Origin of the sequence: Mucilaginibacter sp. SMC90, assembly GCF_022811725.1 — a bacterium.
Taxonomy (GTDB): Bacteria; Bacteroidota; Bacteroidia; order Sphingobacteriales; family Sphingobacteriaceae; genus Mucilaginibacter.
This window is the reverse complement of sequence record NZ_CP094527.1, coordinates 2,831,065-2,854,777: the sequence shown is the minus strand read 5'-3', so window position 1 is coordinate 2,854,777 and position 23,713 is coordinate 2,831,065. Positions and strand designations below refer to the sequence as shown.

Below are 23,713 nucleotides of genomic sequence, written 5' to 3'. Positions count from 1 at the left end.
CGTGTTATTTAATGATCAACAGCCAGCCTTTACCTTTTTCAACCGGGATCCTGTCATTCAAGCCAAATGTTTTGCCCGGTTGAAAACTTTTAATTTCGGGAGCGGTAATAGTTGCTTTGGCAGGATCGATGCCTAATTTTTTCCAGTCGATATTTAATTGAAAATCGGTATCGGCATCTTCCCAGCTGGCAACAGCCACCATGGCAGCGCCGTCTTTTTTGTAAACGGTTGCAATTATTTTGGCTTTATCGGTTTTTACCGGGTTATCATCAACCCAGTAACCAATCATTTTTGTGCCTTTCATGCCAAAATTATCCCAGGCTTTCCATATCGGGCGCGGATCGGCACCATCGCTCCATGGCATACGGTTGGTCATCCCGTAAACCATACCACGCCATTTATTACCTCCGCCTTGCAGCATCTCCCCCATTAAACCAAACGGGATACCGCTTACTTCGGTCAGGAAGAAATCAGGATCATTTTTTTCATAATCGAAATACTCACCAAACCAAAGGCGGTTCAGGTAAGGAAAATGCTCCATATACAGATTGGCGCTGTTATTAAAACCATCGCTTTTATTGTATTGATTGGCAGAGTGCAGATCAATAATCCCCGGGTGACCATCTTTGGTCAGTACGCGTTTGATGCGCTTCATGGTAACACGGTCGAAAGCCACATCGTCCAGGTAAATACCGTCGATACCTACGTTTTGGGTTAACCAATTCATTCCCTCTACATAGTAGTTATGCCAGCGGTTCATGCCACTGTTAATGATGGCTGCATCCTTAATTTCGGGTACAAACCAGGCAGCTATGTAATCATCTCCCACATGCTCCTGCAACCAGCTAAAACCACCACCCTTACCCGGCGAATAAATTTCATGTCCCAAACTGCGCAATGCAAATGTTTCGTATGCATGATTTGACAACTCGCGGATGGTGTTATAGATCTTCACCTTTAGCCCTGCCGCATGTGCCGAATCATCATAGGCTTTCATCTTTTGCCATGCGATAAACGGATAGTTGATGGTAGGGTTTATAGCCGTAGCGTGGTGAATATTGATAAGCGTTGCACCTGCACTCTTAATTGTATCGGTAGGCTTGTAAGAATGGTAGAATCTTGTAGCCCACTGAAAATCGGTATTGATGGTATGAAAAGGTGTTACCAACAGCGTGAAGTTATAATAAAGCTCATCACCTTTTTTCAGGTCGCGTTCACCGCTGTAATTATTGGCCAGTACTGCTTTACCATCAAAGGCTACCTTGATACCGCCCTTGTTATCATTACCCCACGAGGTTGGCAATAACAAAGGTTTCTGCAAATAAAAATTAGTATTCAGCGGACGGACATATTTTTCGCCCCTCAATGAATATTGCAACCCGCCGTTTACATTACCTATCCAGGCACCATCCTGATTTTTATGGGCTACATCCCATTTCCATTCAAAGTTTTCAGGACGATAGCCGCCTTTTTGCCCCAAGCCCATCATGTATTTTGCAAAATCCTTTTTAAAGGGAATGTGCATGGTAATATCTTTCAGGCTCACATCCTGCAGGGCTTTTACTTTTACGGTGTAAGCCATAAAGCCGTCAAACTCCAACGAGGCGGTTACATCCATCTGCAAGCTATCATTGGTGCTTACTGCTGTCCATTGTACTGTACCAGCTTCTTTTTTGGTGAACTGTACGCCCTGGCTTTTCAGGTTAATCTTTTTTCCGGCCGCATCAATAAAATGGAAGTGGATACCTTCTGTAAGCAGGTTATTCGGAGCTGTGGCATACTCCGTCATTTCAGGCGTAAAATAAGTCTGGATCTGTTTTGGGAAACCATCCTTGTTCACTTCTACCTTACGACCTAACAGACTTACAACGTCGCCATTTACCTCAAGCGGCGTATACGGTGCAATAACGGTATTTTGCTGTGCCATGGTTGAGTTTAACCAACCAAGGCGGGTCATTTTATAAGGTTCGCTTACACCGCCATCTTTCGATACTTTGGTAGTTACTTTTATAGATAAAGCGATCGTTTTTACAGGTTTTCCGTTTATGGCGATGGTGGCTTTACCTGTATAAACCGAAGGTAATATCGCAGCCGGCACATCAACTCCGCACCATAAGGCCTGGATATCACCTTTGGTTACGTTTACTACTTTAGTAAGCGGTTTAGCATCGTATGTAGTGCCTCCGGTATTGATACAAAACAGTGCCGAAGCCGGAATAACCTTACCAGTAGCTGATTTAAGGTCACTGAATGTTACCTGTACATTTTCGAGATTCTGCAACGCATAAATACCCAGCTGAAATGCAAAGTTTTCTCCACGGGCAGCTTCACCGGCATATGCTGTTCGTGGACCAAATTCTATCCAGCGTTGCGGCAGATCTTTGGTCATGCGTATTGAGTTCATCCTACCCTCTGGAAAAACTAAAAATGGTTCAGTCTTGTGTTTGCTAACCAAGGCCTCAGTTTCGGCTTTAGTAGCGATCACTTCCATCGGGTAAAAGCTATTGAAAGCATCTATCGACTGAAATTCTTTTACCGAAGCTAACGGTGCCTTGCCATTTACAGCGTTAAGCCATTCCGTCGAAGCTGTATTTTCAGGCTTAAGATAAACGCCCTTAGGATAATTTGAACGGCCCTCATTTTTGTAAGGCATGTAGTACACAAAGTAAGTGCCCTTGCCAGATGTTGGCTCAAAGAATATTTCACCGCTTTCACGGTTTACTGTACCGATTTTTACGTTGGTTATTTTTTGCTTGGTTTTAGCATCCTCAATAATGATCCGCTTGTTTTCGGGGTCGTTATCTCTACGCCTCCAATTGATTACTGCTTTAGCCACTTTACCTGTACCGTTAAAGGTTAGCACCACGCGGTGGTTGCCTAATGAATCGGCCAGCCAGCATTTATCGCAATTGGTATAAGGTACTTTTTGCGCCGATGCAGCAAAGCCCGATAAAAGGAAAGTGATAGCTAAAAATTGTTTTTTCATGAAATAAATTTAGTCAGTCTTTTTATAATAAAGCTATGTCATTGTGCAGCGTGGCAGTTGCGCGGATGCAAAGCCGCCCTGTAAAATTCGCGATTGCTTCGTCGTTCCTCCTCGCAATGACATATGAGTGAGGTTCATCGCCCGGTTTAAAAACCATGTCATTGCGAGCGCAGCGTGGCAATCGCACGGAAGCATAGCCGCTCTGTATAGCATGCGATTGCTTCGTGCCTCGCAATGACATGTGTGTAATCCTTTTTAATTAAATAGCAAGCGTAATCCCCTTGCCTTCCCAATAATCAACTATGGGCTTATATGGCCCATATTTATGCTGCTGTTCAGAAAAAGGATCTTTAAAAGGCCCTTTATCATAATCAATTGCTTTTTCTTCATAATGCGGATAATCAACCTCTTTTGTTGCTGATGGCAAAGGACGTTTATGCTTTTTATCATCATTAACAAAGGCTGCAATGTCAAGCGCTTCGGCATCGGTTAGGAACGGTTTGCCTTCGGCGGTTTTATCATAAGGCATGTTGCCCTTTAACCATTGCGCCAGCTTAACTACCCTATGCATGCTCGAACCCGGACGATAAGCCAACAATCCCCATACCGGCGGATACTCGTAAGTTACATTATCAAAACGCATTTTGCCCTCGCCGTTTTTGGCATGGCAGCGCTCACAATTTTGAGCATATAAAACCTCGCCCCTGTCTGATGATGCCGCTACATCAGGCAACTCAACCTCCATATTCTTTAAGCCTTTAGTAGTTTTTGCAACGTTTGATGAATCGCTCAAAAACTTCAGGTAAGCCATGATCGAGATCATCTCCTTCCCATCCAGTGGTAACGGCCTGCCCAGGTTAGGGCGCATTACACAATTGTTGATGCGTTCGGCCAAAGATAAAATTCTGCCCTCTCTTGCACGGTATTGTGGGTAATCCCGAAACGACCTTACCAGGTTAAAAGCGTATGGCCTTGTACCGGCATCGCGGTGGCAATTGGTACAGTTCATTTTATTGCCAGTGTAATGGCCATTAATACCTTCAGGACCAATATAATAGGCGGTATGCAGCATCAGCTCCCGGCCATAACGCACAGCCGCACCATACTTACCGACCGGCATTTTTGTAGTATCTACCGAAACAATACTCACAGCAGCAGAATCGGCCTTATCAGCTTCTTCGGCTTTGCTTCCACTGCACGATACCAACTGAGCAACATTTGCCAAAGCAAATAGCAACAACAGGAAAGTTATATATTGATATTTCTTTTTCATTTTTAATAAGTTATGGTTTTAAAAATGGATCAAGCTCTTCGTATTTGATAAAACCGGCGCGGTAGGTTGGTACCGATGTTTCCATCGTCCACTGCAAAACACCTTTATTATCGGCCAGTACCACGATGTGTCTTTTTGAGCAGCATACCAATGTTGTTGTATCATTGATCATGTATGCGCTGCCCATACGGCCATTAAAAATTTCTTTGGGCAGTTTAATGTGCATGGCAATAGTTGAGGTTTGATTTTTTTCATCAATTTTCATAGCATACACGCCCGACTGGTGTTTCTCTACCCCGTTATCAAAAAACATGAGGTTTCCCTGCTTATTGATGTGGGCAGCGTGGGCTTGGGTAAAGTTGCAGTCGGCAGGCATGGCAATGGTGCCGCCCTTGCCAAATTTGTAAATCACTTTACCGTTATGGGCATCTATCTTCCAGATTTGCCCGTTGTTATAAAACGACATCAGGTAGTTACCATCAACATCATAATTAAGGCTATTGGCATGCATCCAGTCTTTTTTAGTTTTCAGGATCTTCGGATCTTTCAGCGGATCCATCACATCAAAAACGCTCCATTTATAAAGCTGCTTACCGGTTTTATCCATCACCATAATTCCATCGCCATTTACGGTATCCTGCTTACCGCCACCTACAGAAGTAAGGTCCATTAACCGTTGATCAACAAAAATGGTTACCAGCTGGCCTTTATCATTCTTCAGAATTTCGTGATGGATGGTTTGCTTAAAATCGCCTTGTCCTTTGGTCAAATGCAGCAGCGTATCACCCAGCATATTAATTTCCAGTATCTCACTACCGTAACTGGTTGGCTCATCATTTCGGCCCAAAATAGAAAGCAGGGTTCTATCCTTAGTGAAATTGATCACTTTGAAACCCAGCCTGTCAATCATATGGTACCATCGTATCTGCCCTTTAGCATCAACCAAATAAGCCACACCCGGCGCGTAACGTTTATTGATGAGCATCAGCCCATTGTTAAACTGAGCCGGTAGTGTGGCTTTCGCGGCTACTTTTGCATTAAACTGTTCCTGCAAGAACAACGGCAGCTGGTGCGATTTAAAAGTATGAGGTTTACTAACAACGGTATCATGACCGTCAACAGTTACAATGTGGTACGAGTAAGTTGTATCGGGCAAAATATTGCAAAGTACAAGCTTGTTCGATTTAGAATTACCCGTAGCGGTCGACCGGTATTTTATCGGTTGCTTACCCTCTATCCAATACTCGGCATAAACATCAACAGGCTTACTGGTTATAACATCAAGCTTTATTTTCAGCTCGTTATTATTGTACAAACCTATATGGATTTCTTTTACAAGGTTTCCGCCCGAGCACCCGCAGATGATCGAAACAAATAAACCTGCCGCTAAAACTTTAAACCAATCCTTCATCACTAAAATTTGTAATACCGGTTAACAGTAAAGAATATACAACCTGTTAAACGTTGTATATTCTTCATTCATTGAATTTTATGTTTATTGCTGCCTGCCTGCATTATTTAGCTTAGGGTTTACAGTAACCTGATTAAGCGGATATGGAAAATACTCATCACGTGGCAACTGTACGGTATTTGTTTGACCAATACGTTTCAGGTAAGCATTCACTATCACATCATATTTGCCAAAGCGTTTCAGATCGGCCCTTCTTTTACCCTCGTAGTACAACTCCCAGCCCCGCTCCTGTAATAAAGCATCGCGGAAGGTTGCCTGGGTAAGATTGCCCTGCACCAGCAATTTAGCGTGCGACCGGCCTTTAACCTGATTTACTAAGGAAACAGCTTCGGCAGTTGGGCCTCCTAACTCATTTAAAGCTTCGGCGCGGCTTAACAATACATCGGCATAGCGCAAAACGTCAACACTGTGGCCATCATAATAAGTATTAGCACCGTTAGGGTCGGCATATTTCATGGTTGCAACATCAGGCATATACAATACGCCATCAGGAGCGGTAGCGCCCAGTGAAGGGGCTTGTTTGTGAGTTAAGCCATCAACGCCCTGGTATTGGGTGAAGAACATTTTTTTACGGTCGTCCTCATCACCATAGCTATTATAGAAGTCCCAGGTTACAGCATAATATTGCCACCTATCTGTAAGTACCGGATGACTCAGCGGACCAAAGTGGTTCAATAACTCGGTTCCATTAACATTGGCATCACTCAATACCGAGAAGATATTTTCAGAGCACCAGGTGTTTGATTCTTTAAACAAACCTTCGTATGATGGATATAACTGATAAATACCCAGGTCCATTACCTGTTTGGTTAAATCCGCAGCTTTTTGCCATTGATGCTCGCGCAGATAAATTTTAGCTAACAGGAACATGGCTGCACCTTTTGTAGCACGACCAACATCGTTAGTGGTATAAATGTCGCTTTTGGTATAATCAACAGGCAGTACGTTAATAGCATTTTGCAGGTCACTGATCATTAAGGCATCAACATCAGCTACCGGACTTGGAGGAGTTTGAGCCTTATAGTCAGGATTGGCTATATCTTTTTCGGTATTTAGGATCACTGGCCCCCAGGAGTCGGTGAGGTCAGAATAGGCTATAGCACGTAAAAACTTCATCTCGGCTAAAAACTGATTTTTTTGTGCATCGCTGATGCTTTTCATTGCCGCAATGTTGTAGATAGCATTATTGGCATTGGCTACCAATTTATAAATCTGCCGGTAATCCTCGGCAATTAATCCGTTTGCTGAGTTCCACTGTACCTGCGATAACTGTCCGGGATCACCTGCATAGCTGCAATGACCTACATCGGTAGTTAAATCGGTAAGTGCGAAGTGCCTTACAGTCCAATAGTCGAAGTTATCACCAACAGATGGACCTTTTAAGCGGGCATAAACTGCGTTCACCGCCGCAATGGCGTCAGATTTGGTCAAGAACGCGTTTTGACTTGTTAAACTGCTATATATCTTAGGTTCGAGGCTGGATTTGTTACAGGAAAACTGAGTAACTACCGCAGCTGCAAGGAGTAGAATATTATATTTTTTCATTTGATTTAAATTTTGTTGATCCCTTGAACGGATAATTTCATTAATGGATAGATGCCTTAATACCGAACGTTACCGTTTTAAATGCCGGGAACGAGTTAAAGTCAAGGCCACCGGCAGTAGCCGATCTTAACGCTACCTGGCCGGGATGTGCATTAGTATCGTCGGCATGTACGTTTGCTTCGGGGTCGGTACCTTTATATCCGGTAATTGTCCACAGGTTTTGGGCTTCGGCATAAATCCTTATACCCTGTAAAATTTTCATATGCTGAAATAACGAAGCAGGGAAATTGTAAGCCAGTGTGAGTGATTTTAAACGAACATAGGAAGCATTTTCAACAAAACGCGAGTTTACATAGCTACCGTAAGTACTTAAGTAATAACCCTCGCGCGGGATATCAGTATTTTCGTTTTTACCGGCAACAAACCTGTTTAATGCAGCAGCGCCTGTGGTTGATTCCAATACCATGGCGTTCATGTTGTACAGGTAATAATCAAAGGCCCCCTGGAAAAATATACCCAGATCAATGCCTTTGTAATGAAAATCGTTACCAAAACCAGCCATATAATGTGGGTTTGAGTTGCCGAGGTAAGTACGGTCGTCCGGTGTAATTACACCATCGCCATTAACATCTTTATATTTAGGATCACCTGCTTTTGAATTTGGCTGCGGAGCGTATTTTTCACCGGTTTTTATAACACCCTGGTAAACATAGCCATACAGCTCGCCCAACTCAATACCCGGCACAACCCTTGTAAATTCCTGGCCCGAAACAGTACCGCTCGGGTTAGCTGTGTTAGTACTTATTATCGAAACACCCGGACCTAAATCCAATGTTTTTTGTTTGTTGTAAGCAAATGTTACTGTTGTGTTCCATGACAGATCTTTGCTGCGCAGGTTATTTGTATTTACAGATAGTTCAATACCTCTGTTCTGTACGGCACCGCCATTTACATACTGCGTACTAAAACCCCATTGCTGCCCTATCGGAATCTGGATCAGAAGATCTGTAGTTTTTTTGCTGTAATAATCAACACTTGCGTTAATACGGCCATTAGCAAAGCCCATATCCAAACCAATATCCAGTTGCCTGGTGGCTTCCCATTTAAGGTTAGGATTTGCAAGGGCTTTAGGTTCAATACCTGTTTGCAGCTGCCCGCTTTCGTTTAATACGGTATTATATGACCCGAAAGTAGCAAGGTATAAGCTTGCAGGGATGCGGTCGTTACCGGTAACACCGTAACTAACGCGTGCCTTTAAATTTGAAAAGGTATTCAGATCTTTTACAAAATCCTCGTCGGTTAATTTATAAGCTACAGCACCTGCAGGGAAAAATCCCGAGCGCTTGTTTGAACCAAACTGCGACGAACGGTCATCGCGATAAGAGAACGATGCCAGGATCTTGTCTTTATAAGCATAATTTAACCTTGTGAAATACGAAGTAAGAAAAGCTTCTGCCTTACTGCTTCCATAACCGTTACTTAATGATCCAGCACCTAAATTATAGTACAAAAATGCATCGGTTGAAAATCCTTTACCACCAGAAAGCAATGATTCGGCAACATCTTTTTGGTTTGATGTACCTAACAATACCGTAAAGTCATGGTCTTTTTTGATATTGAATTTATAGGTAAAGTAGTTTTCAGCAATCCACCTGAAGTTTGAATAGATCTGCTCGGCAGCTACACCACCTTGTTTTGCACCGGCAATTGTAGTAGTTGGAAGGTATTGCCCGGTTGTTGTCTGGTTAAATTCTGTACCTGCAGTAAGGTGATAAGTTAAACCATTAACAATCTTATAATCCAGGCCAACATTGGCATTTATCAATTTATTGCCATTATTGTTAGTTGGCTCCAACAGGCCTGCCAACGCGTTAGTTTTTGTACCCTGGGTAACGTAATAATTGTAGGTACCATCGGCATTATAAGGTGCCACGTTAGGTGGTGCAGTAAGTAAACTAAACAATGGTGCAGTGATATCACCCGAGTATGACTGTAAAGTAGCAGTTGAATTTGCACCATAAAAGTTACCCGTGATCTTAATATTTTCGTTAACTGTTTTTTCGGCACCAATCCTTGCAGTATACCTTTCAAAACCGGTATGTTCCAGTACGCCTACTTGTTTTATATGGTTACCTGCGATATATAATTTTGAATTTTGATCGCCGGCGCTCAGGCTAAGGCTTTGATTTTGAACCGTAGCATTGCGGGTAGCCAGTTTTAACCAATTGGTATTGGCTACCTGAAAACTTGAAGGATATGGCTGAGGCTTACCGTCTTCAATTGCTGTAGCATTTTGAATATCGGTATATTGCTGTCCGGTAAGCAAATCGGGTTTATAAGTTAAATACTGTGTACCGCCAGATAGATCAGCATCTAAAGAAACTTTACCATTTTTTCCTTTTTTTGTGGTGATCAAAACAACACCATTACCGCCCCTTGAACCATAGATGGCAGTTGCAGATGCATCTTTAAGCACCTGGATGTCCTCAATATCGTTCGGGTTAACCTGGCTGCCTGCCTCACTTATAAAACCATCAACTACATAAAGTGGTGCTGTAGAAGTATTGATGGAGTTACCACCCCTCACGGTAATGTTGATACCGGAGCCCGGCGCAAAACTGGCTTGCTGTACCTGTACACCGGCTGCTTTACCCTGAATAGCCTGGCCGATGTTAGATGTAGTACCACCAAGTGTCAGGTTATCACTTTTTATAGAACTGATTGAGCCGGTTAAGTCGCCTTTTTTAACGGTACCATAACCAACCACAACTACTTCGTTCAGTTTGTTGAGATCTTCCTGTAAAGTGATAGTTATATCAGTAGAATTTCCTACCGATACCTCCTGTGTTTTAAATCCTACGTAAGAAACAACCAATACAGTTGAGTTACCCTTTAATGTAAGTTTAAACTTTCCGTTAACATCGGTAGATGTTGTGTTTTTAACGCCTTTTTGCGTTACAGTTGCGCCAATGATGGGGCCATCTTTATCTTTCACGCTACCGCTGATAATTGTTTGCGCGCTCGCAAGTACGGGCAATAATAATAGCAGGCAACAGCACATCAATTTAAACAGGCCGCTTATATGCCTCTTTAAATAAATGTGTTTGCTGAAGCCCTGGTCGGGGTGTGAGTAAATTTTAATCATACGTGGTGGGTGTTTGTATTAATTAATTGTTAGTTTTTTGTTGTGATTTAGCTTTGTTTTTGAATATTGGAAATTAGAGATACAGGATTTTGAAAGCAAAAAATCACCCCTCCAAACACAGCGCAAACGTTTGCTTTGAGCAAAAACAAGCTTACGCAAACGTTTGACTCAAAGTATTTTGCGGTAGTAAAACTCAGTTTTTGAAGGCTTTTGCGGCATTAAGCAGGTTACAAATGAGCCGATCAGCACGTTAATTCTGTAGATTCTGCGTATTTCGGGATTATGCCCGAAGAATTTGATTATGAGCAAATTGAAAGGAATAAAAACACATGTCATTATAAGCGCAGCGTGGCAATCGCTCAAAAGCAGGGCCGTTCTGTACAGCATTCGATTGCCACGCTAAACTCTTTTAGATATTATGCCCTTAAAAAATAAAGCCCCGTCACCGCTCGGCTGGAGCCCATAGCAGTTAACTTAAATTAAAAAGCTCCTCAAAAGCGAGGGATTGTGCGATTCCCCTCTTGAGAGGGGTGGAGGGGTGTGTTATTCTACGTGCAGCTTATCACTTATATAACACACCCCTGCTACAACACGTTCCCACGCGCCCCCTCTCGAGAGGGGATTTTTAAAAGATTTGCGCCAAATTACGCCCTTAAGTTAACGGCTATGGGCTCCAGCCGCTCGGCGGCATCACTGATACCCCTTAAAAAAGTAAAACCCGGCTTTTGGCCAGGCTAAACATAGACATGCAAAAATTAAACAATTCTTAAAAGCCGCTGTCATCAAGCGCAAATGTGTTTTTACGCTCCTTCCATTTGCCTTTGGTAAAATCAGGGAACTCCACGCTGGCGTTGCCTTCTTTCAATGATTTGGTTGATAAAGGTGTAATTACACTCATAGTAACTGAATCATAAACATCAATAGGTGTTTGGCGTTTTTGCTTTACCGACTCGACAAAAGCATTAAACACAAACCAATCCATACCGCCGTGGCCCGCACCTTCGGCAAATTTTTCGTATTTTTTCCATAGCGGATGGTCATATTTATCAAACCAATCTTTCGCAGGATCCCATGAATCGTCTTCTTTTGATTTATGGTCGATGTACACACTTTTGTTCACATCCATCCACAAACCCTTAGTACCCTGCACCCTGAAACCTAATGAATACGGACGAGGCAGGTGTGTATCATGGCTCAGCATCACTGTTTCGCCATTGGCGCAGTTGATCATAGTCGTAGTTACATCGCCATTTTTGTAATGGATCTTGGCATTGGGATGCCCGGGTGACAGTTCTTCCACATAAGCAGCTAAACCCTTTGCTTTCGTGCTGAATGATACCAGATTGGTAAAACGGTTACCCGAATTGATATTGGCATAATGCATACATGGGCCGGCACCATGGGTTGGGTAAATATCTCCATCTACATCAATGTTGAACTGGGTACGCCATTGAGCTTCGCTCAGGGCTTTAGGGCCATACTCAACGCCGCCGCCATAATACTGCTTGCCGTTGTTAAACAACACACCTCTTAAATTGTGCTGATATCCACCCTCCAAATGAATGATCTCACCAAACAGGTCCTGGCGTACCATATTCAAGGCAGCCATTACATCGCGGCGGTAGCAAACGTTTTCGAGCGTCATGTAGGGGATACCTGTTTTTTCTGAAGTATTAACGATATCCCAATGATCTTCAACCGTAAGGCCGGCAATTACCTCACAGCCCACATACTTGCCTGCCTTCATGGCATCAATGGCCTGCGGGTGGTGAAATTGCCATGGCGTGGCGATGATTACGGCATCAATATCTTTATGATCAAGCAGTTTTTTATAAGCGTCCAATCCACCGGTATATTCCTTTACAGGGGCATGGCCTTTTTTTGCAATGTACTCGCGGCAGATCTTCAATGAACTTTCCTGGGTATCGCAAATGGCCACGATCTCCACATCGTCGCGAAGCAAACCTTCGGCAATATGGCTCATGCCCCTGGCACCTACGCCAATGTAACCTAAACGAACTTTTGCAGGTGCCGATGCAAACAGGCTTCCTGATGGTAAAATGCTAAAACCGGCTGCTGCTATTGCGCTGGTTTTCAAAAACTGTCTTCTTTCCATATAATATCTCTGTTTCTTTTTGGCTTATTTATTGGGGAGTTTTTCAAATTCAATTAAGGGTTTTTGCTTTGTTGCGTTGCGGTTGTACGGGGTTTTAAGCTGGATATAATTGTTAAAGAAACCTCCGTTTTGCAGGTAAAATTTATTACCCTCTTTTCCGCCTGCGTAATCTTTACGGTAATTGGCATTAGCAGTGGCGTCGCCGGTGTAAATGGCGTTGGTAAGTTCCTGCCAGTTATTTTCGCTGTCCCCTATCCACTGGTTGGTAAAATAAGCCTTGCGTACCTTATCACCGTTTTCAGGTTCAAAATTTTCAACAAACGAATATAAATGCGTTAAATAAGTAGCCTTTTGCGGGCGGGTAAAGCTGGCTATTAAAAACCATTTACCTGCAGTAACATCTTTAAAGTAAGCCGTATAAGTAGTAGTATGTTTTACGTTATCGGGCTCCGCACCTAACAGAAAAGCGTAAGCTTGCCCCGCTTTCCATGGAAAACGCATATAGCTTTGGCCACCCGAGCCTTCGTTGCCAAACTCGCCTATATGAACATTGCTTCCGCTTTTTACCAGTTTAATGCGCATGCTATCGGGTATACTTTTCGGATCTTCGGTATTAAAAGGGCTCCATACAGAAAACAACACCCGGCGTTCGGTTGCCGAATTTACCTGCATTCCAAAATACCCCTCACCAAAGCCGTCAGCCATAAAGTAGGAGCCTATTACGTCCTGCCCTTGGGGTACAATGATCTCATTATAAAACCATTTTACTTTATTCTCTTTATCTGCAGCTACAGGATAGCGTAAATGTACAGATGGCCCTCTCCTGCCAAAATGAAATGAACTGCCCCTTGTAACATAAGCAATATCGTTATCAGGTTGTTGCAAGGTAACTACCAGATCCGAAACATCGGCATAGATTGTTCCGGTTTTATTAATACCTTTTAAGCTTACCTTTATATAACCAGGTTTGGCAATATGTACTTTTCCAAAACTGATGGTATCAAATGTGTTATTACTTAATTTTTTGATAAACGTGCTTTTCCCTGTTGATAGTTGTAAGGTGCTGCTGCCTTGAGGCACCCGTACAACCAGTGCAAGCTCAATATTTTGCGGAATGCTTACCCTGAAATAAATATCGGCAGCAGATTTAGGGCTTTTTAAGCCAGTCAAGCCCTCGTCTGTAATGGTGTCGGGAGCACTCACCCAGGCGTTACCGCCGAGTGGGATCGTGTGACGTAACTTCGTTGCATCAATACGTGCTTCCTGTGCAACAGCAAACTTGCTGCTAATTGCAATAAACAACAGCGAGAGGTAAAATATGGTAGCTTTCTTAATCATTGGCTTATGGTACTGGTACCGTTTCATAAATGTACTTGCATTAGCCGCTTTTATAAAAAATAAAAGGTTCAATTTTCAACGCAAACGTTTGAAAAATGGCCATAATTATCTTTTAACTGGTATTAATTGAAAAACAGGTATTTATCGATGTGCTGTGTTCATGGCCCGCGTTTTAAAAAAGCAGATAAAAATCTCGTCATGAACCGCTTTTTATTCAAAATCTTTCAGCTCAGGGAAACACCTGTATCGTTAAATCAGGTAAAATCGGTGGCTGCTAACGCTGCAAAGCCAGTTTTCAGATATTCCTGATAAGAAGCAGGCAAAGTTTATAAATTGGCGGTCCAGGCCGCAAAACGCCACGCAAACGTTTGCAATTGGGCCAATTCCAGTTATAATTTCATAATAATCGCTTAACTTTAACTATAAAATATCATTAGCCCATAATTAATGCAGACAAAGCCAACTACTATAAAAGAGATAGCGCAAATATTAGGCATCTCGGTGTCTACAGTTTCAAGGGCCCTGCATGATCATCCAAGCATTGGGCTAACCACAAGGGCAAAAGTTAAAAAGCTGGCCGGCGAGCTAAATTATGAGCCTAATCAAACGGCTATTTTTTTGCAAAAGGGCAAAACACACACTATAGGCGTTATTTTACCTGAACTTTCGGAGGCTTTTTTTTCTTCGGCCATAAGTGCTATTGAAGATACCGCTTATAAAAAAAACTACACTGTATTGTTGGCACAGTCACACGATGACGAGCAAAAGGAAAAACAACTGGTTGAAAAAATGAAAAATCACCGGGTTGATGGCTTGCTGGTATCAGTAGGCAAAAACACTTCATCCTATCAGCATTTCGAAAACTTAAAGAAGTATAATATTCCGGTTGTTTATTTCGATAGGATACCTGGCATTCCTAACATTCATTATGTGGCCTGTAACATGGAAATAGGCACAATTGAAGCCGTCAGCTATCTTTTAAAAAAAGGTCACCGGGCAATAGGTATGATCAATGGACCACAAACCATGGTAGCCACCGGCGAACGTAAAGAAGGTTATATTAAAGCCATGACCAAAAACAGGCTTAAATATGATCCTTCGCTTATAGTTTCGTGCGATCTTACCGAGGAAGGAACTAAAAAAGCATTAGATGAGTTACTGGCCAGCAAACGCAAGCCAACGGCAATAGTAACTTTTAACGATTACGTAGCGCTTTTTGCAATTAAGCATGCAGCCAAACTAAATATTAGGGTAAATAAAGACCTGGAGTTTGTAAGCTATGCCAATTTACCACTTATCAACTACATGGAGAATATCCCTGCTGCTTCGGTTGAGCAATTCCCTTATTTACAGGGGCAAAAGGCAACGGACATCCTGATGGACCTGCTGCATCACCAGGGTACGGGCAGTAATGAACCAAGCGCTTTTTACAAGGTGATCATTGAATCACAACTCGTCGAAAACAAAAAATAAACCTAAACAAAAAACACTCAAACGTTTGCGCATGGCTATCGCTTTGCAATTAGCTATGTTTGATGAGTTAACAGCTATAATATGTTTAATGATATCCTTATAAGTTTTGGATTAAACGTTTCTGAATATACAATTCAGCCTTTTGGCTCGGGTTTAATAAACCATACTTTTAAAATAAGTAATGTTAACCAGGCTTATATATTGCAGCAAATCAACGATTCGGTTTTTAAACATCCCGGTCATATTGATAGCAACCTTGCCCTGATCAAGCAATATCTTGATGAAACCAGTCCGGGATATTTGTTTGTGGCACCGTTAAAAAGCCAAACAGGCAAATCCATCATCCAATCGGCCGACGGTAAATTTTACCGCATGTTTCCCTTTATTGAAGGATCGCACACAGTAAACTTTTTACAGGATACGCGGGAAGCCTACAGCGCGGCAGTACAATTTGGCAGGTTTACCCGCCTGCTGAACAATTTTGATATCAATAAACTGGAGTATACACTCCCTGATTTTCATAACCTGAAACTTCGGTTCAGCCAGTTTGAACAGGCGCTGCAAACGGCAGATGATGAAAAACTGAAACAAGCCGACGACGAAATTAAAAAAGCACGCGGTTACATAGCAATACTACATACTTACAATAAGTTTACCGCCAACAGCGAAATCAAATTGCGTGTGATACATCACGATACCAAAATAAATAACGTGCTGTTTGATGACCGGCAAAATGCGCTTTGCCTTGTTGACCTGGATACCGTAATGCCAGGTTACTACTTAAGTGATGTTGGCGATATGATGCGCACGTATCTTTCGCCGGCTAACGAGGAAGAAAAAGACCTTGGTAAAATCGTTATCAGGACAGATTTTTTCCGGGCGATATATAAAGGATACATGAGCGAAATGGGTACTATCCTTACCGAAGCCGAGAAAAAATACTTCATTTTTTCGGGCGAGATGATGATCTACATGCAGGGGCTCCGCTTTTTGACCGACTTTTTAAACAACGATATTTACTACGGCGCACAATACGAAGGGCACAATTTGATCAGGGCTAAAAACCAGTTTAAACTGCTTGAAGGTTACATCAATGCCGGGCCCCTCTTTAAAGATATAATTACCGGCGTTGATAAAGAGTTACTGGCAACAACCAATGATATTTAACAATTGTACAATCGGGCTGGCCGGTACAATGTTACCAACAAACCTTGCACAACCCTCACTAAATTCATACTTTCGATGCCCGTATTAACAGGTACAGGTGTAAACCGGTGCATTGGGAGCAGCATTTATGAAAGTTATTATAGCCGAAAAACCATCTGTAGCCAGGGAAATTGCCAAAGTTTTTGGGGCAAACACCAAAAAAGACGGCTATATTGAAGGCAAAGGGTTTACGTTTACCTGGGCTTTCGGTCACTTGTTGCAGCTTGCCGCACCGCAGGAATACGGCTATTATGGCTGGAGCGTTCAGCACCTGCCTATGTTGCCTCCAAAGTTTAAACTTTCTATCCGTAAGGTAAAAACCAAAGATGGTTTGGTGGATGATCCATCTGTAAAAAAACAACTGGATACCATTCAGAAGCTATTTGATGAAGCCACCGAGATCATCGTTGCAACGGATGCCGGGCGCGAAGGCGAACTCATCTTTCGCTATATCTATTACTATCTAAAATGCAAAAAGCCCTTTAAAAGGCTTTGGATCTCATCGCAAACAGATGAGGCCATAAAAGAAGGCTTCCGTAACCTGAAACCGGGCAGCGATTATGATACCCTCTTCAATTCGGCCCATTGCCGTTCACAGTCGGATTGGCTGGTGGGAATGAATGCCACACAGGCGCTTAGTCTTTCGTCAGGGATTCGTGGTGCAGTGCTTTCTTTAGGCAGGGTGCAAACCCCTACCCTTGCCATGATCTGTTCGCGGTATATTGAGAATAAAAACTTTGTTCCTGAAACATTTTACCAGGTAAGTATCCATCCTGATAAAGACGGACAGGTATTCAAAGCTATATCGGCCGAAAACTATAAAACAAAGGAAGAGGCGCAAGCTGTAGTTGACCAGGTCCAGGATGTTGAAGGCGGGTTTCCGCAGGGTGGTCATATTTTACAGGTAGAAGCCAAACCACGTAAAGAACCACCACCGCTATTGCATGATTTGAGCAGCCTGCAACAGGAAGCCAATAAACGCAAGGGCTTTACTGCCGATCAAACCCTAAACATTCTTCAAAACCTGTACGAAAATAAATTAGTTACCTATCCCCGTACCGGCAGCCGCTACATAGGCGATGATGTTTTTGCAGGAGTACCCGCACTGATAGAAAAACTGGAGCAACACCCGCTTTTTGGCAAACAAGCTATTGCATTGGGTAGCGCCACACTTAACAAACGAAGTGTGAATGCCAAGAAAGTAACAGATCACCATGCGGTACTTACTACCGGCGAAAACCTGCACCAGCTTTCGGCCGATCAGCAGGCTGTTTACGATATGGTGGCCGGCCGGATGCTGGAAGCTTTTCACCAGGATTGTATTAAGGAGATCACTAAAATTGTTGTACAATCGGGCGCAAAATTTAACGCCAGCGGAACAGTGATCCATACTGCCGGATGGCGCGCCGTTTTCAATGATAAGGAAGACGATAAAAAAGACGAGGAAAACGCTACACTGCCAAAAGTTATTCAGGGCGAAAACCTGCCTATAACAGCCAAAGCTTTGCTTGAAAAGCAAACCAAACCACGGCCATTATATAACGAGGCAACTTTACTTAAGGCATTAGAAACGGCAGGCAAAGAAATTGACGACGAAGAACTGCGATATGCCATGAAAGATAGCGGCCTTGGCACACCGGCTACAAGAGCAGCCATCATCGAAACCCTGCTTAAGCGTAATTATATTATCAGGGAAAAGAAAAACCTGGTACCAACTACTACGGGAATTGCTGTTTATGAAGTGGTAAAAAATCAGCAGATAGCCCAGGCAGAGCTTACCGGAACATGGGAAAAACGACTTGAGGAAATCCGTTCGGGAGCATCGGTTACCGATTTTCAAAATGAGATCAAAACCTATACACGCGCTATTACCACTGAGTTACTGGCGCAAGGAAAATCACTAAAGATCCCAACAACAAACGATGTTAAAGTAAGCGCGTAGCAGTTTGTATTGATCAGGTTGCCCGATTGGGAATTTATTTTTTCCTCAATGAAATAATGTAATAATCGCCTATGTATTTAAATGGCCAGGTAGTTTTTAACTTATCTTCCCAACCTGTCAATATTTTATAAGCACGCGGGTGCTTCTCCGCAAAACCTTCTATATAGGAAGGTGGCACTACCGTGCATAATCCTTCAATACCCAGCACATCAAAATCACGCTTTAAGCGTTTTTTTATATACAAAGGATTATAGTAGAAGCAATCAAAGTAAACACCTTCAACATGCGCTCTGCGGCCTTTACTGCTAAAAAACCTGCGAAAAGCGGTTTTGAATTTTCCTTTAAAAACAAGCAAAGTTTCCCAAAGGCAAAAGCCGGGCAGTACTACCAGGGTAACCATACCCCCAGGGGTTAGCAATTCGGCAAATGAGCTTAACACTTTGTCCAACTCGCCAGTGCAATTCAGGCCTGCGAAATTGGAAAAGATCAGATCATAAGGACCTTTATTGTTTAATTGTTCAAGTTGTGTGTAGGAGCAAATTTCATTGCTTACCAAATGCTGTACACCGCGTTTCAACACCTTCTCCTGCAATTGTTGTTGCATCCCTTTTGAAATGTCGGTAGCATGAACTTTAAAACCATTTTGAGCAAAAAATAAAGCATCCTCGCCGGTACCGCTGTTTAATTCCAAAATATTACCACCGGCTTTTACATATTGCAGAATATGATTGCGTACCCGTCTGCGTTTATAGCTGATAATAGTATCACCAGAATAAAGCTCATCAAAAATCACCGACTGATTGCTGAAAGCAGCTTCGGCAAGTTGTTCGTTTATATTTGTGGCCGTTCCGGTCATATCGCTTTTTCAAATTTTTCCAGCTTTAACTTTTCAAGATAAGTAAGCGGGCCATAATAAAATACGGATAATGCCTTTTTTATGCTGTTTGCCGAACTTCCGAACGGATCTTTAAGCAATTTTTGCAGGCTGTTTTTAGCCAGGTGCTTGTGGTAGTTACGGTGTACGTATTTATGTAATTGCTTGTAGTAATAAGCCGGATAGGTGTTCTTGAACATCAGGGCCATCTCGTCCGAATCTGTCCAGTTGGTTTTTTTTCTGAGTTCGGTTTTAACGCGTTCATAAAAACCAGTACCCGGTAAAGGATAAGATACCGAAATACCAATTTCAAAGGGAAGTAATTGGTTGATCATATCAATAGTAAGCGTGATATCGTCGCGGGTTTCTTCCGGATAACCAAACTGAATAAAGAACGACGGTTTGATGCCATGTGCTTTCATCAGGTGGGTAGCGGTGTGGATCTGATCGATAGTGATTCCTTTATCCATGGCATCAAGTACCTTTTGCGACCCACTTTCGGCCCCTATCCAAACGTTTTCGCAGCCGGCAGCAGCCAATGCGCTTACAGCTTCTTCTTCAACCAATAAATCGGCCCGCGACTGGATCTTGAAGCGGATCCTGATCCCTTCCTGTCCAAGCAATTTGGCAAACTCCTGTACCCAGCCGGGTTTCAATCCAAAAATATCGTCACAAAACCAAATATGGTCCATGCCGTATCTTTCTTTCAGCATTTTTATCTCATCAACAATATATTGCGGGCTGTGCGAATTGTACCTGTTACCATAAATAGGCTTGGCGCACCAGTTGCATTTAAAGGGGCACCCCCGGGTAGTAACTACGTTTACAGAAAAATAACCGGCGTTTTTTAACCACATGCCGCGGTAAGTGTCCATATTCACCAAATCCCATGCAGGCATTGGCAAGCTGTCCAGATCCTTCATCACCGTGCGGTTAGGTGTTTTAATGATCTCGCTTCCGTTCATATAGGCTAATCCTTTAATAGCAAAATGATCGGTATTACCATCCCTGATGTATTGGGTAAGCTCAAGCAGCGTTTGCTCAGCCTCACCAAGTATAACAAAATCAGCACCTTCGGAAAGGTAAGCGGCATACCTGTCGGTTGAGTCAGAACTTGAAACAATTACCGTACATCCCCTTTCCTTTGCCAGCTTAGCCATTTTAAAAGCGGCTTCGCGCATGTTAGTAAGGCACATTTTAGTCAGGTAGTTAAACCCGTCGTCATAAATCACAAAAAAATTGGGCTTATTCAACTCGATGGCCGGTATTACCTCATCAGGATCGCTCACAAACATGGTATCAAACAAACTAACATTATAACCTTGCTGGCGCATTAAAGCTGCGGCATATATAGTGCCCAGCGGCGCATAAGGCAGCCCTATCCCCCATTGCTTGGGATCGAACCGTAAAAAGTAAGAATGTGTAAACAGTATATTGTTCATACGTTAAAGCCTATTTCTAAATCCCCTTCCTGAAAACATAGCCGTCAAGTTGGGAAAAAGGGAGGGAAGTGCGATTCCCCTCTTGAGAGGGGTGGAGGGGTGTGTTTCTGCATTGATAAGTATCTCGCATAACACACCCCAGCCATCGCTCATTTCCTCTGCGCCCCCTCTCAAGAGGGGAATTACGCGAAGCCGCCCTTTTTATAGTTTATTTTTTCTCTTTTATCCTAATCCAACCTCGCCAATGGCGATAAATTAAGCGAGCACACGCATTTAACACATGTAGGATCACTACTCATATCCAGTGTTTTGCGAAAACTGATCGCTTCTTTGCTATTCAAAATATCATCCAATGTATTATCCCTGATGTTACCTATTGCCTCGTGAAAAAAGCAGGGACGCACCGCACCATCGGCCTCAATAACTGCCGATACCCAGGGCGCGTTGCACTTTTTAAACGGGAACGTATTATGGCCGTAAAAAGCAGCGTAATAACCGTAGATATCCTGGATCTTAGCCTGCGACTCGGCAATGAACCTGTTGGTAAAATCGCTATGATTGGCAAGCACCTGACTTGTTATTTCCTGAAATTCGGCAAGTTCACTTTCAGTCGGCAATATCTCATGCTGCTTAGGTTCGGCCCAGGCGGTTTGGCGGTTAAAAGCATGACTGCTTACATCGGCTGGTAAAAAACTTACCTGGTCTATACCCATTTGCCTTGCAGCTTCAATAATGGCCGGCCAGTTTCTGTAATTTAACCGGTGGATCACCGTACGCGCTGTTATGCGATATTTTGGTTCGATAGATTTGATATACTCTACCCCTTCCCGCAATTTATTGAACGCTCCGGGAACATTGCGGATGGCATCATGCAAAGGCTCATCGCCATCTAAAGAAACAATCAGATCATCAACCCATTTCAAAATATTGAGCGCGTTTTTCTTGATAGAAAGACCGGTTGAAAGCAGCGTAACCTTGATCTTTTCGGCACGCAGGATCTCACAGAGCCTGAAAAAATTGGTATTCAGCAATGCTTCTCCCCCTGACATCAGCACCTGTTTGGTGCCAAACTTCCGTAGCGCACCAAGCAGGTCTGTTACATCGGCCTCGGTAAGCTGTTTCAGGTTTTTATTATCCTTCCATATATCGCACATTACACAACGGCAGTTGCAGGCGCTGTGCGGCATCAATATCACAATGGGCAGCGCAGCAATACGGTGCGTTTGCAGTGTGCGAAAACGCTGAAAAGTATGATATAAGGATTGGCCTGTCATCTGCATAAATTAAAATCCCTGTATTTCGGGCTGCCTGTAGCGCCAAACTTTTTGTAACAACTTAATCTCGTAAGGGTACTGGTACATGCTGGCTTTATAGCGCATGGTGGCTACCATTTTAATTGCCATGCGTTTAAGCATATTCAACCTGATATCGGTTACGGTTGGATATACTCCGTTCAGCACCGTTTCAAAATTCCTGATCTTATCAATCATCTCCGGCGTAAGCCATGGCGTAAGCGGGTTTTTGCGCAGATCAAAGCTTTCCCAGGCAGGGCTAATCCAGTCTTCCAGCGTTTCAGGAAAGCGGAAACCGCTTTTGATCACCTGTTTATAAAGTTCGGAACCTTCGGTAGGCACCGGGCTATAGGTGTAAATCACGATCTCGGTTTTAGGATTAACAGCTTTTACCTTTTTGATAAAATCTATCTCAAAATCAATTTGTGATTGTACCTGCTGCTGGGTTGGTGCCGGGGTACCCAGCACAAAAGAATATTCGGGAATGATGTCAAACTTTTTCAGGCGCTCGGCAAACTCAATGATCTGGTCGCCGGTTTGGGTACCGCCCTTATCCATTTGCTCCAGTATGGCGTTATTGCCGCTTTCGGCCCCAAAAAAAATAATTTTACAGCCCGATTCGCGAATGGCGGCCAGCGATGAATCTTTGAATTTCGACATGGTATCAATGCGGGCCATGCCCCACCAGGTCATATTTTCTGGCTTAATCAATCGTGCAAACTCAACAGCGCGTTTTTCTGATACAAAAAAGTTGTTATCGTGAAACTCAATGGCATCGGCCCCCCATTTGTCTTTTATATATTTTACATCGTTATAAACATTCTGGGCCGATTTTGCCTTCCATCTTGCTTCATAAATGGGCACCACGGCACAAAATGAGCAAGTGAACGGACACCCGATGCTTGAGTGATAAGCCATCGTTTTTTCACCCAGGTAAGTTTTACCCAGAAACTTGGTGATAGGGTAAAAAGTATTCAGCTTATCATATGGTAATGGAGGCAGGCTGTCCTGGTCTAAAAGGTCTTCCTTAGCGGTTTTGATGATCTTACCATCCGTTGCTTTATAAATGAGGTTACGGATAAACTCATAGGGCTCGTTTTTTTCCAAGGCATCAATTAACGCCGGGAAAGCATGATCGCCTGGCCCGTTAATAATAAAATCAACATAGCCCGAATATAAAACCGCGTTAGGCTGATTTGAAGGAAAGTATCCTCCCCAAATCATTTTAGTATCAGGGTATTTTTGCTTGATAGTTTTAGAAGCTATAATAGCCTGCCTTAACTGCGGGCCAGGCATAACCGTAAAGCCAAAATATTTAAACTCGCCGGTGCTTAAATAGCTGTCTATCTTCAACATCGGGTCATGTTCACAATTGCCGTCAACAATAACCCAGTCATATTTTCCATCAACCGATGCAGCTATATTCAGTATCGAATTAGGTATGCGGTACTTGTTATTAGCGCTGCGCGGGTTAAATAATAATATTTTGTTCATTTGTTAGTATTAATACTTTGCTTTCACCTTCAATCCCCCGGCAATGGGCTTATTTTTTAGTTTAAGCGGCCTGCAAAGCACCCCTGCCAATACAAGCCAACATTCAAAATAAAACC

14 protein-coding genes are annotated in these 23,713 nt (G+C 42.9%); 3 read left to right on the top strand and 11 right to left on the bottom strand.

The annotated features are described in order from the left end of the window. Nucleotides 1–4: 4 nt before the first annotated feature. From MTO98_RS12315 to MTO98_RS12285, 7 genes are all read right to left on the bottom strand, one after another. Nucleotides 5–2,986 (bottom strand): glycoside hydrolase domain-containing protein, encoded by a 2,982-nt coding sequence (locus MTO98_RS12315; RefSeq protein WP_243486952.1) that lies wholly within the window; start codon nt 2,984–2,986, stop codon nt 5–7. A gap of 259 nt (nt 2,987–3,245) precedes the next feature. Continuing rightward, nucleotides 3,246–4,259 carry a c-type cytochrome gene (locus MTO98_RS12310; protein ID WP_243486951.1) on the bottom strand — a complete coding sequence of 338 codons (1,014 nt, stop codon included), beginning with the start codon at nt 4,257–4,259 and terminating at the stop codon, nt 3,246–3,248. A gap of 10 nt (nt 4,260–4,269) precedes the next feature. Continuing rightward, nucleotides 4,270–5,670 (bottom strand): aryl-sulfate sulfotransferase, encoded by a 1,401-nt coding sequence (locus MTO98_RS12305; RefSeq protein WP_243486950.1) that lies wholly within the window; start codon nt 5,668–5,670, stop codon nt 4,270–4,272. Nucleotides 5,671–5,754: 84 nt separating this feature from the next. After that, nucleotides 5,755–7,275 carry a RagB/SusD family nutrient uptake outer membrane protein gene (locus tag MTO98_RS12300; protein WP_243486949.1) on the bottom strand — a complete coding sequence of 507 codons (1,521 nt, stop codon included), beginning with the start codon at nt 7,273–7,275 and terminating at the stop codon, nt 5,755–5,757. 40 nt (nt 7,276–7,315) lie between these two features. Next, a complete protein-coding gene (locus MTO98_RS12295; RefSeq protein WP_243486948.1) occupies nt 7,316–10,420 on the bottom strand; it encodes a TonB-dependent receptor in 3,105 nt (1,034 codons plus the stop codon). 766 nt (nt 10,421–11,186) lie between these two features. Next, nucleotides 11,187–12,536, bottom strand: a complete 1,350-nt coding sequence (locus tag MTO98_RS12290; RefSeq protein WP_243486947.1) for a Gfo/Idh/MocA family protein — start codon at nt 12,534–12,536, stop codon at nt 11,187–11,189. A gap of 24 nt (nt 12,537–12,560) precedes the next feature. Then, nucleotides 12,561–13,874: a DUF3472 domain-containing protein gene (locus MTO98_RS12285; RefSeq protein WP_243486946.1), complete on the bottom strand. Its 1,314-nt coding sequence runs from the start codon at nt 13,872–13,874 to the stop codon at nt 12,561–12,563. Between the two features lie 447 nt (nt 13,875–14,321). On the opposite strand from MTO98_RS12285, the gene MTO98_RS12280 reads away from it, so the two are divergent. The 3 genes from MTO98_RS12280 (at nt 14,322) to topB (ending at nt 18,495) form a co-directional block, all read left to right on the top strand. Next, nucleotides 14,322–15,347 (top strand): LacI family DNA-binding transcriptional regulator, encoded by a 1,026-nt coding sequence (locus MTO98_RS12280; RefSeq protein WP_243486945.1) that lies wholly within the window; start codon nt 14,322–14,324, stop codon nt 15,345–15,347. Nucleotides 15,348–15,428: 81 nt separating this feature from the next. Further along, nucleotides 15,429–16,514 (top strand): phosphotransferase enzyme family protein, encoded by a 1,086-nt coding sequence (locus MTO98_RS12275; protein WP_243486944.1) that lies wholly within the window; start codon nt 15,429–15,431, stop codon nt 16,512–16,514. Nucleotides 16,515–16,641: 127 nt separating this feature from the next. Then, entirely contained in the window at nt 16,642–18,495 is a 1,854-nt protein-coding gene (gene topB, locus MTO98_RS12270) for a DNA topoisomerase III (protein WP_243486943.1), read from the top strand. Between the two features lie 34 nt (nt 18,496–18,529). Here topB and MTO98_RS12265 read toward each other — a convergent pair whose 3' ends face one another. From MTO98_RS12265 to MTO98_RS12250, 4 genes are all read right to left on the bottom strand, one after another. After that, nucleotides 18,530–19,351, bottom strand: a complete 822-nt coding sequence (locus MTO98_RS12265; protein WP_243486942.1) for a bifunctional 2-polyprenyl-6-hydroxyphenol methylase/3-demethylubiquinol 3-O-methyltransferase UbiG — start codon at nt 19,349–19,351, stop codon at nt 18,530–18,532. After that, the gene (locus MTO98_RS12260; protein WP_243486941.1) at nt 19,348–20,811 is read right to left on the bottom strand and encodes a radical SAM protein; all 1,464 of its coding nucleotides are present in this window, start codon (nt 20,809–20,811) and stop codon (nt 19,348–19,350) included. Before MTO98_RS12260 ends, MTO98_RS12265 begins: the two co-directional genes overlap by 4 nt. Nucleotides 20,812–21,038: 227 nt before the next feature. Continuing rightward, complete coding sequence (locus MTO98_RS12255) at nt 21,039–22,091, bottom strand: radical SAM protein (RefSeq protein ID WP_243486940.1); 1,053 nt, start codon at nt 22,089–22,091, stop codon at nt 21,039–21,041. 3 nt (nt 22,092–22,094) lie between these two features. Further along, nucleotides 22,095–23,597 carry a radical SAM protein gene (locus MTO98_RS12250; protein WP_243486939.1) on the bottom strand — a complete coding sequence of 501 codons (1,503 nt, stop codon included), beginning with the start codon at nt 23,595–23,597 and terminating at the stop codon, nt 22,095–22,097. Between the last annotated feature and the right edge of the window lie 116 nt (nt 23,598–23,713).